At 71.6% G+C, this 10,985-nt stretch carries 8 protein-coding genes; 2 read left to right on the plus strand and 6 right to left on the minus strand.

The annotated features are described in order from the left end of the window. Window positions 1-9 precede the first annotated feature (9 nt). Both KZQ38_RS12175 and KZQ38_RS12180 read right to left on the minus strand, forming a co-directional pair. Complete coding sequence (locus KZQ38_RS12175; RefSeq protein ID WP_219441260.1) at window positions 10-1,029, minus strand: medium chain dehydrogenase/reductase family protein; 1,020 nt, start codon at window positions 1,027-1,029, stop codon at window positions 10-12. Between the two features lie 90 nt (window positions 1,030-1,119). Next, on the minus strand, window positions 1,120-1,593 hold the full coding sequence (locus KZQ38_RS12180) for a DoxX family protein (RefSeq protein WP_219441262.1): 474 nt from the start codon (window positions 1,591-1,593) through the stop codon (window positions 1,120-1,122). A gap of 90 nt (window positions 1,594-1,683) precedes the next feature. Between KZQ38_RS12180 and KZQ38_RS12185 the strand changes: the two genes are divergently transcribed. Continuing rightward, window positions 1,684-2,238: a TetR/AcrR family transcriptional regulator gene (locus KZQ38_RS12185; protein WP_219441264.1), complete on the plus strand. Its 555-nt coding sequence runs from the start codon at window positions 1,684-1,686 to the stop codon at window positions 2,236-2,238. Window positions 2,239-2,241: 3 nt separating this feature from the next. Here KZQ38_RS12185 and KZQ38_RS12190 read toward each other — a convergent pair whose 3' ends face one another. Then, window positions 2,242-3,273, minus strand: a complete 1,032-nt coding sequence (locus KZQ38_RS12190; protein WP_219441828.1) for an LLM class flavin-dependent oxidoreductase — start codon at window positions 3,271-3,273, stop codon at window positions 2,242-2,244. Between the two features lie 121 nt (window positions 3,274-3,394). On the opposite strand from KZQ38_RS12190, the gene KZQ38_RS12195 reads away from it, so the two are divergent. After that, a complete protein-coding gene (locus KZQ38_RS12195; RefSeq protein WP_219441265.1) occupies window positions 3,395-3,838 on the plus strand; it encodes a DUF3995 domain-containing protein in 444 nt (147 codons plus the stop codon). An 83-nt stretch (window positions 3,839-3,921) separates the two neighbouring features. Here KZQ38_RS12195 and KZQ38_RS12200 read toward each other — a convergent pair whose 3' ends face one another. From KZQ38_RS12200 to KZQ38_RS12210, 3 genes are all read right to left on the minus strand, one after another. Then, window positions 3,922-8,754 (minus strand): DUF4082 domain-containing protein, encoded by a 4,833-nt coding sequence (locus tag KZQ38_RS12200; protein ID WP_219441267.1) that lies wholly within the window; start codon window positions 8,752-8,754, stop codon window positions 3,922-3,924. Between the two features lie 193 nt (window positions 8,755-8,947). After that, window positions 8,948-9,691 carry a DJ-1/PfpI family protein gene (locus KZQ38_RS12205; protein ID WP_219441830.1) on the minus strand — a complete coding sequence of 248 codons (744 nt, stop codon included), beginning with the start codon at window positions 9,689-9,691 and terminating at the stop codon, window positions 8,948-8,950. Between the two features lie 295 nt (window positions 9,692-9,986). Beyond that, window positions 9,987-10,985, minus strand: coding sequence for a class I SAM-dependent methyltransferase (locus tag KZQ38_RS12210; RefSeq protein WP_219441269.1), 999 nt, complete (start codon window positions 10,983-10,985; stop codon window positions 9,987-9,989).

Raw genomic sequence — 10,985 nt, forward strand, 5'->3', positions numbered from 1 at the left:
GGCCGGTGCTCACGGCACCAGGACGACCTTGCCGGTGACCGTGCCGGACTCGGCGAGCGCGACCGCGCGGGCCGCCTCGCGCAGCGGCACGCGTGCCGCGACCTGCGCGCGGACACCGCCCGTCGCGAGCAGGCGGAGGACGGCGCCCAGGTCGTCGGCGAGCCGGGCCCGGAACGCGGCCCGGTCGCGGCGTCCCGCCCAGATGTTGAAGAACGTGGCGCGGCGGCCGTTGGGCAGGGCGTTCCACAGCGCCAGGCGCGCGAACAGCTTCAGCACCGGCAGTCGGGACGACCCGCGCACGTCGCGGGTCGACGCGGTGCCGTAGGCGACGAGGACGCCGCGCGGGGCCAGCAGCCGGTAGGAGTCCACGATGCCGGGTCCGCCCACGTGGTCGAACACGGCGTCCACCCCGGACGGCGCGAGTTCGCGGACCCGTCGCGCCAGTCGCGGGTCGCGGTAGTCGACGGGTGTCGCGCCGAGCGCGCGGACGGCGTCGTGGTGGCGTGGCGAGGCGGTCCCGACCACCTCCGCGCCGGCGAGCCGGGCGAGTTGCACCAGGGTCGACCCGACACCGCCGTTCGCGCCGTGCACCAGGACGGTCTGCCCGGCGGTGACGCGGGCGACGCGGTGCAGCATCTGCCACGCCGTGATCCCGTTGACCACGAACGACTCGGCCTCGGCCGGGTCGACGCCGTCCGGCACGGGCAGCAGGTCCGCCGCGTCGAGCAGCACGTGCTCGGCCCACCCGCCGGTCTTGGTGAGCGCGGCGAACCGCCTGCCGGTGAGGCCGGTGTCCACGCCGGGCCCGGTCGCGACCACCACGCCGACCACGTCGTAGCCGGGCACGAACGGGAACGGCGGCTGGTCGAAATACTTCGCCCGGCGCATCTGCTGCTCGGCGAAGGACACCCCCGTCGCCTCCACCCGGACCAGCGCCTGGCCGGGGCCGGGCGGCGGCAGGTCGCGGTGCCGCAGCTCCAGGCCCTCGGGTTCGACGACGCCGGGTAGGACGACTTCCAGTGCCCGCATGACGCACTCCCAGTATGTGTGGTTGACCAATCACTACTCAGGTCAGGCAAATTCCGGTTCAGGTGCCTGCTGATAGGAGTGATTGAACACTCACACTTGCGCGCCGTCAAGTCGCCGTTCGGTTCGGCGCTGCCCGACGATCACGGACACGGTGGCCGCGAGGAACACGAGTTGCATGATCGTGCGTGGCACCAGCGCGTCGCCGAACGAGGGGGACAGGCCCTCGTGCGCCGCGTGCACGTTGGCCGGGAACATCGCCACCAGCAGCACCGTCAGTCCGGTCGCGGCCCACTTCGCGGTGCGGTGCACCAGGAGTCCGGCGACGCCCGCGAGTTCGAGCAGTCCGGTGACGGTGACCAGCAGGCCCGGCGCGGGCAGGGCGGGCGGCACCATCGCGACGAGTTCGTCGCGCAGCCCGACGAAGTGCGCCAGTCCGGTCGCGGCGAACATGCCGGCCAGGCCCATCCGCACGGCGAACGGCCACGGCGCGATCCGCGTGACGCCCGCGGCGCGCAAGGCGGCGAGCGTGAGCGTGACGGCGACGAGGATGATCAGCGGCTCCACGGCCACCTCCGGGATCGGTGAACTTGTCAGCGACAAGATGCCTGGCCGGCCCCAAACTTGTCAACGACTAGATACCGCTAGGGTGGTGGCGTGACGGACCGCCGCTACCACCACGGAGACCTCCGCCGCGCCCTCCTCACCGCCGCCGTCGAGGCGATCGGGGAGAGCGGGCCCGGCGGGCTCGGCCTGCGCGACCTGGCCCGGCGCGTGGGGGTGTCGCACGCGGCACCCGTGCACCACTTCCGGGACAAGGCGGGGTTGCTCACCGCCCTGGCCGCCGAGGGCTTCGAGCTGCTGGCCCGCAGCCTGGCGGAAACCCGCGACCGCGGCGGTGACTTCATCGACCAGGGCGTCGCCTACGTGGAGTTCGCCGTGTCGCACAAGGCGCACTTCGAGGTCATGTTCCGACCCGACCTCCACCACGCCGACGACCCCGACCTCACCGCCGCACGCGAGCGTGCGGGCGCGTTGCTGGCGGACGGCGTCACCGACGAGGAGGACCCGCGGGTCGCGGCGGTCGCGGCCTGGTCGCTCGTGCACGGTTTCGCGACGCTGTGGAACACCGGCGCCCTGTCGCGCGAGCACGACGAGGACCCGGCGGCGGTGGGCCGGCGGGTGGCCGCCTTCCTCTTCCGCCGTAGCTGAGGCTCAGCCGAGTTCCGCGCGCACCTGCGGCAGGACCTCGGTGCCGAGGAGTTCGATCGCGGTCATCACCAGCCGGTGCGGCACGCCGGACCAGTCCATGTGCATGGCGTACCGGTTGGCGCCGGTCAGCCTGCCGACCGAGATCAGGCGCTCGGCGATCTCGGCGGGGCTGCCCGCGAAGATCGAGGACGCGTCGCGGGTCCACGCGTCGTACTCGGCGCGGGACGGGACGGGCCAGCCGCGCGCCCGCGCGCCGTACTTCATCGTCTCCAGCCAGTACGGGTAGTACGCGTCCTTGGCCGCCTGCGAATCCCGGGCAACCAGGCCGATCGCGCTCATCGTCACGTGCAGGTCGCCGGGCGCGTGGCCGCCCGCCTCGCCCGCGCGCCGGTACAGGTCGACCAGCGGCGCGAAGCGCTCCGGCTGCCCGCCGATCACGGCGTACACGACGGGCAGCCCGAGCAGGCCCGCGCGGACCGACGACTCCGGGTTGCCGCCCGTGCCGACCGAGATGCGCAGGTGCTCCCCGTACGGCCGGGGGTACACGTGCACGTTCTCCAGCGGCGCGCGGAACTTGCCGGACCAGGTGATCGGGTCCTCGCGGTCCAGGCGCAGCAGCAGCGCCAGCTTCTCCTCGAACAGCTCGTCGTAGTCCTCCAGGCGCGCGCCGAACAGCGGGAACGACTCGGTGAACGAACCGCGGCCCGCGAGCAGTTCCGCACGCCCGCGGCTGAGCTGGTCCAGCGTCGTGAACTGCTGGTACACCCGCACCGGGTCCTCGGTGCTGAGGACGGTCACCGCGCTGCCGAGGGTGATCCGCTCGGTGATGCTCGCCGCGGCGGCGAGGACCGTGCCCGGGTTGGAACTCGCGTAGTCGGCGATGTGGTGCTCGCCCAGCCCGTAGAAGCCGATGCCGAGTTCGTCGGCGAGCTTGATCCGCTCCAACTGCTGCGCCAGCGCGTCGGCCACCGAGACCTGCTCACCCGTGATCGGGTCGGGGTGGCGGTCGGCGAAGCTGAGAAGGCCGAGTTCCATACCTGTTGCGGACACACCGGCAATCTAACCGGACAACCCCGATGCGGCTCGTGCACGTGGTGGGGTGCCGGTTCTCAGGGAACGCGGGATAGCCTGCGGGCGAAGTTCCGTACGGTGCCGTATGGAAAGGGTCCGGGGGAGGTACCTGGTGATGGCGTTGGCGCTGGTCATGTCGGTCGTGCTGGGCGCGATCGGGCTGCTGCACGTGGTGTGGGTGTTCTCGCCGTGGCCGCTGCGGTCGCGGGAGGAGTTCGCGGCCCGCGTGGTGGGCGTGCCCGAGGCGCGGCTGCCGTCGCCCGGCCTCACGATCGTGGTCGCGGCGTTGGTGGCGGTGGCGGCCTACCTCGTCGCCGCGCGCGGGGGAGTGGTCGGCGCGCCGGGACCGGCGTGGCTCACGGCCGCGGGCGCGGGCGGTGTGGCCGCCGTGCTGCTGCTGCGTGGTGTCTCCGGGCTGGTCCGCTCGACCCGCGCCGACACCCCGTTCGCCCGCCTGGACGTGCGGGTCTACTCGCCGCTGTGCCTCGTGCTGGCGGTCGGCACGGGCTTGGTGGCCGTGCTCGGGTGAGCAGGTGGCGGGCCCCGCGCTGAGCAGTGGCGCGGGGCCCGCGGTGAACCGGTGGCGGGCGTCGGCGTGCCCGCCACCGGTGGCTAGCCGGTCGTGAACACCACGTCCACCCAGTAGTGGTTGCCCTGGAAGCCAGCGTCCGGGAAGCCCGTGCCGACCTTGTACAGGCCGTTCGGCACGCCTTCCGCCGTGGCGGGTGCGGACAGCGGCGGCGAGTTCACGGCGCGTCCGGCGAAGTAGCCCTCGTTGACCGCGTAGTGCCCGTCGGGTGCGGTATAGGACGCCACGTACGAGGTGCCAGCGGTGACCGCCAACGGCGTCGAGAAGGTCAAGGTCTGCCACCCGTCGGCCGACTCGCCGCTGAAGGTCCCGGTCTTGAGCGCGACCCGGTCCGCGGACCACACCGTGCCCGTGTGGGTGCCGGTGTTCCCGTTGCCTTTGTAGAACTTCACCCCGGTGATGAAGCCGTTCACCGCCGGCGTGAACCGGACGCCCAACTCGAACGGCCCGCTCGCGTCGGTCGCCGGCACCGCGGGCACGGTGGCCGAGCTGAACAGCGAGCACGGGCACCCGGTCGCGGCGGCCGTGGTGAAGGACCACGCGACCGGAGCGGCCACGACGTTGCCGCCGGTGTCCGCCGCACGCACCGACACCCCGTACCGGGTCGAGCCCGCCAGCGGCGCGGCCGGTGTCCACACCACCGCCTGCCGGTCGGCCGACAACGCCACCTGCCCCCGGATCGTCGCGCCACCGGGGTCGGTCACCGCGAACGTCGTGTTCCCGGGGTCCACCGGCTCGTCGAACGACGCCGTCACCCGGGTCGCCGGGTCCACCGCCACGGCGTCGCTGAGCGGCGTGTGACCGGTGTGCGCGGGCGGTGTGGTGTCGCTGCTCGGCGTGTAGTCGACGTCGACCCAGTAGTTGTTCCCCTGGTAGCTCATGGTCGGGAAACCGCCGCCGGGCATGAACACGCCGTTCGGGTTGCCCTCGCCGGTCTGCGGCGCGGTCAGCGGCGGTGTGTTGACGCCGGTGGCCTGGAAGTAGCCGTGGTCGATCGCGTAGTGCCCGTTCGGCGCGGTGTAGGAGGCGACGTACGTGGTGCCCGGCGCGACCACCACGGGTTCCGGGAACGTCAGCGTCTGCCAACCGCCGGCCGTCTCGCCGGTGAAGGTGCCGGTCGCGAGCCGTGTGCCCGTCGCCGACCACAGCGTGCCCGTGTGGGTGCCGGTGTTGCCGGTGCCCTTGTAGAACTTGACGCCCGTGATCCGGCCGCTGCGCGTGGGCTTGAACCGCACGCCCAGTTCGTACAGACCGGTGTCCTCGGCGGACCGGATGGTCGGTTCCGTGGCCGAGCTGAAGAGCGAACACGGGCATGACGGCGTCGTCGTCGTGGTGAACGACCACGTGGCCGTGGACGTCATCGCGTTGCCGTTGACGTCGGCCACCAACGCGCTCGCCGTGTACCTCGTGTTCGGCTTCAGCGTGCCGTTCGGTGCCCACGTGACGATCTTCTGATCACCGGACAACGTGACCGTCCCGGACAGCTTGGCGCCACCCGGATCGGTCAACCACACCTGCGTGGACGCCGGGTCCATCGCCTCGGGGAACCCGAGCACCAGCGCGGAGTCCAGGGCCACGTCGGTGGCGTCCACCCCCGGTGCGCGGTTGTCCAGCGCGGGTGGGGTCGTGTCGCCGTTGAGGCCGCTGCGGTAGACCACGTCGACCCAGTAGTTCGTCCCGTTGTACGAGGACGTCGGGAATCCCGCGCCGTTGTAGCGGTAGAGCCCGTTCGGTCCATCCGTCCCGTTCGACAGCGCGCGGATCGCGCCGTAGCCGGCGCTCTGCCCGTCGAAGTAGCCCGGTGTCGCCGCGTAGTGGCCGTTCGGGGCGAAGTAGGACACGACGTACGTGGTGTTCGCCTGCACCGTGACGGGCGAGGAGAACGTCAGGGCCTGCCAACCGGATGCGGTCTCGTCGACGAACGTCCCGGTCGCCAGCAACAGGCCGTCGGACGACCACAGCGAGCCGGTGTGCGTGCCGGTGTTGCCCGTGCCCTTGTAGAACCGGACGCCGAGCACTTCGCCCTTGCCGTTGAACCGGACCTTGGTGCCGACCTCGACGGGGTTGGCGTCGTTCGCGCTCGGCTCGGCGGGCACCGCGAAGTCGTCCCACACGGTGCAGGGGCACGTGGCGGGCCGGTTCGAGCCCGTGGTGAACGGCCAGTCGTGAACGGCCGTCTGGTTGCCGGCGGCGTCCTTCACCCGGACCGATGCCGTGTACCCGGTGCCGGGGCTGAGCGGGTCCGCGGGCGTGAACTGGGCGGTCTTCCCGTTGCCGGTCACCGATGCCGCGCCCGGCACGTCCCCGGCGGGGCCGGTGAGCGTGAACTGGAGCGAACCCGGGTTGACGGCCTCGTCGTAGGTCGCGCTCAACGTGGGCTTGAGCGCGACGCTCGCCGCACCGCTCTGCGGTGTGGTGCCGACGAGTTCCGGTGCGCGCGTGTCGGGGCCGGGGTCCGGCGCCCACACCACGTCCACCCAGTAGTTGCTGTCCTCCGCACCCGGTCGGTCGGGGAAGCCCGCGCCCGAGCGGAACACGCCGTTGGGTCCGTCGACACCGGTTTGCAGGCCGTTCAACGGTTCGAGGTACTTCGCGGACCGGCTGAAGTATTCGGTGTCGGCCGAGAAGTGCCCGGTGGGTGACAGGTAGGACACGACGTAGGTGGTGTTGGCCGACACCGCGACGGGCACGGGGAACAGCAGTGTCTGCCAGCCGGACGCCGTCTCGTTGGTGAACGTGCCAGTCGCCAACTGCCGGCCGGTCGAGGTCCAGAGCGTGCCGGTGTGCGTGCCGGAGTTGTTGGGCCCCTTGTAGAAGCGGACGCCACGCACGTACCCGTCGGTGTTCGCCCGCCACTTCACGCCCAGCTCCAACGCCGACCCGTCCACGTTGTCCGGTGTCTTGGGCGTCTCGTGGTCCGCCCAGATCCCGCACGGGCACGTGCGCGCGGCGACACCGGGAGATGCGCTCTTGGGCGCGGACAGGTTGAGCGAGTCGTCCACCGCCCGGACCTGGATCCGCGCGGGGCCGGACGACGCCGGTGTGTACGTGTAGCTCCACGAGGACTGCCCGGCCTCCCACACCGCGGGGTGCCAGCGCACGCCGCCGTCGGTCGACACCTCGACCCCCGCCACCTGACCGGTGTCCGTCACCGTGCCGGAGAACGTGTACTGCTGCCCCACGGTGGACTGCGTCGGGACGTTCGTGAACGTCACGACCGGTGCCGCGGTGTCGCTGGTCCCGGTGGCCTGCACCAGTCCCGGCATCAAGGACGCGGCCTGGACGCCCATGTCGGCCAGCAGGTTCACCGTCGCCTGCTGCATCCGGATATCGGACGTCGGTGTGTTGGTCAGGAACGCGTGCTCATCGTCCAAGCCCCACGCCCACTGCACCGTGCCCGCACCGAACACCAACGAACCCGACGGGTACTTGTAGTAGGTGAGGGCGTGGGTCTCGGTGCCCGGTCCGTACAGGTCGCCGTGGTTGCGGAGGATGTACTGGCCGTCGTCCATGGTCACCGTGGTGCGTGACATCCGCGCCACACCGGCGGGTTGGAGACCGTTGTCCGGCACGGAGTTCCACTCGTAGCCGAGGGTGCCGGGCTGGAAGGTGTACGTGCTGCCCGCGGCCATGCTCTGCAACGACGTGTGCCGCCACAACCGCATCCTCCCGTACGCCGCCGGAACCCGGAGCGAATCGTCCCGACGACCGTTCACCGTGAAGATGTTGCCCAACAACGCGTTCTCCGGCCGACCACCGTCCTGCGGCGGGCTGTACCGCGGATCACGCCACGTACCCGTCCAATCCGCCAGACCGTCGTTCTGCGTGCCCTTCGTCTCCTTGAAGCACGCCACCGTCCGCCAATCCGTCCGCGACGGATCGATGCTCTTCTCCCACCGCGTCTTCCAGAAGACCTCGTTACCCGTCAGGAACGCCAGATGCACACCCGCGTCCCGCGCCGCCTCCACGTTCGCCCGCTGCTCGTTCGACCAATACTCGTCATGACCCACCGCCATGAACACCCGGTGGTTTTTGATCAGGTGCCCACGCCGCGCGCTGTCCACATCCGTCGTGTAACTCAGGTCGTACCCATTGCGCTCCAGGAACCGCAACATCGGGTACTCCGCGTTGAAGATGAAGTTCTCATCCCCGTCCCCACCCGTGTACGGCCGGTTGTAACTCACCTTGTACGCCTGACCACCCTGACCAGGACCATCACCGAAGTACAACGAGTTCCCGCCGTACCGGTTGTACGCCACCCACGTCGCATCCGACGTCTGGAACAACACCTTCGACCGACTGGCGTCGTCGCGGACCACGAAGACGATCTCGTTGCGCAGACCGTTGTCCTCCCGCGTCACGCGGGCGTAGTAGATGCCGGACACCGCGTCGGCCGGGACGTGCCACGAGACCGAGACTTCCCAGTTGCCGCAGTCGATCAACGCCGTCGGGCCGTCCCGCAGGCACGGCGGCTGGCTCTGGGCCTGGTCACGCCGCACGGTGTCGACGTGCCGCGCGCCCTTGCCGCCGTACCAGCCGAGCCGGAAGACGTCGATCCGGTACCGGGTCGCGTTGGTGAGCACCTTGAAGTCGACCACGCCGCCCGGCGTGGTGCTGATGTCGGTGGTGTAGCCGACGATCGAGTCGTCGCGCGACAGCACCTGCCAGTCGTCCGCGCCCTCGTTCAGGTTCTCGCACAGGACCTTGTTGAGCACCGGCGGGTCGCACGGCGCGGCCCGCGCCACCGGCGCGAACCAGACCGGTGGCGCGACCACGGCCGCGGCGAAGACGAGGAGTGCGAGCACCCGCGTCAGCGCCGCGCCGGTTCTGTGTCGGGCAGCGCCCGGTGACGTCATCGGTCCTCCCCCTCCCGGAGCCCGGCGGCCCCGGTACACGGCGGAGATCGGCGTCGGCGTGCGGACCGTTACGGCGGGGCGAAGTGCTCACGCCTCGCCGCATCCTTTCGATAAGCGTTGTGGCGCAACGGATACCGCCGAATCGCCGGGGTGGTCGCGGCCGGCCGCGTCACCGGCGCTGCTCCCGGAGGACCTACCGCTGGGACTCCAGCAGCAACCGCATCGCCAGCTCCTGCAACTCGGGACCCGCCTTGTCCGGGCTGCCCGTGTCGAACGGCGGCTGCGGGTCGTACTCCAGCGCGAGCTGGACCGCCTTCGCCGTCGTGTCGTCGGTCAGCGCCGCCGCCAGGTAGAGCCCCATGTCGATGCCCGCCGACACGCCCGCCGCGGTGACGTACTTGCCGGACCGCACCCAGCGCTGCGGCACGTAGACCGCGCCCTTCTCGGCCAGCACGTCCTTGGCCGACCAGTACGTGGTGGCCTCGCGGCCGACCAGCAGACCGGCGTAGGCCAGGATGAGCGAGCCCGTGCACACCGACGTCGTCCACGTGGTGTGCCGGTCGATGTGGCGGATCCAGCGCATGGTCGGCTCGTGCTCGACCACAGCCGTCCCCGCCGCACCGCTGCCGCCGGGCACCAGCAGCACGTCGAGCCGGTCCACGTCGTCGATCCGCAGATCCGCGATCAGCGCGCCGTGCCCGGTGTCGCCACGCACCTCACCACGCCGCCGCCCGATCAACTTCACCTCGGTGTTCGGCAGCCGCGACAGCACCTCGGCCGGCCCCACCGCGTCCAGCAAGGTCATCCGGTCGAAGACCAGCACCCCGATCCGCCGCTTGCGCCCACCGGCCACGCCGGCGCCCTCGGCGGCGACCCCGGTGGCGGCCAACACACCCGCCACCGCCGCGGCCTGCAAAACCTGCCTGCGTCCGTGCACTTCCAACCCCCAGGAGTCGACAACACCGGTCAGGTTGTCGTGGGGGAGGCGGCCGTAGTTCCCGCGAGCACAAGGGAATTCTGCCTCGCCTGGACTCGGCGGGTCGCGCACTCGTCCGGTGCCGACGGTGGTGCGCGTCGCGCCCGGTGCCCGACCCGTCCGAGGTCCGACCCGTCCGGCCCCGGGAGGCCGCGCGCGCCGCACTCCGACCGGCGGTCGGCGGCGCGCACGGCCCGCCGCCGACCTGCGCCGGTGGACGAGCGTCGGAACAGGTCGGCGGGCGCGGGTTCCTCCGCTACCGCTTCCGGGCGATGGTGAGCGATTGGCCGGGTGCGCTGCGCAACGGGTGCGTGGTGGTGTCGGCGAAACCCGCTCCGGCCAGCCACTCACCGATCTCCGCCGCGCCGTACACCTGCCCGCCCTGGCCGTGGAACAGGTTGAGGCTGAACACGCGTGCGAACGCCTCCGCCGAAGGGTCCTCGGCGTGTTCGTCCAACTCCAGCAGGGCGACCACCCCACCCGGCCGCAACGCCGCCGCGACCCGCCCGAGCAACACCCGGTTCGCCGCCGCGCCCCGTCCGTGGACGACGTTGAACAGCAGCACCGCGTCGTGGTCCGCACCCAGGTCGATCTCGTCGTAATCACCGGCCCGCAACGTGATCCGGTCCGCCAACCCCGCGTCGTCCACCGCACGGCGGCCGACCTCCAGGGCATCGGGCAGATCCACGACGGTCGCCCGCAGCGCCGGGTGTTCGGCACACAGCCGGATGGCGTACTTGGCGTGCCCGCCACCCAGGTCGAGCACACTCGCGCCGACCGGCACGAGGCCCGCGACCTCCGCACCCGTGGTGTCGGCGAGCCCGGACAGCATCCCCTGGAACCGGTGCAGCGTCTCGGGTCGCGCCGCCAGCCAGCCGTAGAAGTCCAGTGCCGGGCGGCCGGTGCGCAGCGACTCCTCCAACCCGTCCCACGACTCGAACAAGACCGCCGCCCAGAACTGGTCGACGTCGCGGTAACCGGGGCCCGACAGCCACCTCCGGGTCGGCTCGGTGTTGGCGTACCCGCCGTCGACGTGCTCCAGGTAGCCGAACGCCACCAGCGCCTCGGCCAGCAGCCCGGCCCCACGCGGGTCGACGTCGAGTTCGGCGGCCAGTTCGGGCGCGGGCAGTGGTCCGTTCACCAGCGCGCCGAACACGCCCAGCCGCAGGGCGGCGGCCATCGCCCGGTAGCCGGCGGCGGCGAGCAGGTCGGGGAACGAGGGCGGGCCGTCGCCCGGCTCCAGGTGCAGCGGCAT

It is taken from the genome of Saccharothrix obliqua (assembly GCF_019375475.1).
GTDB lineage: Bacteria > Actinomycetota > Actinomycetes > Mycobacteriales > Pseudonocardiaceae > Actinosynnema > Actinosynnema obliqua.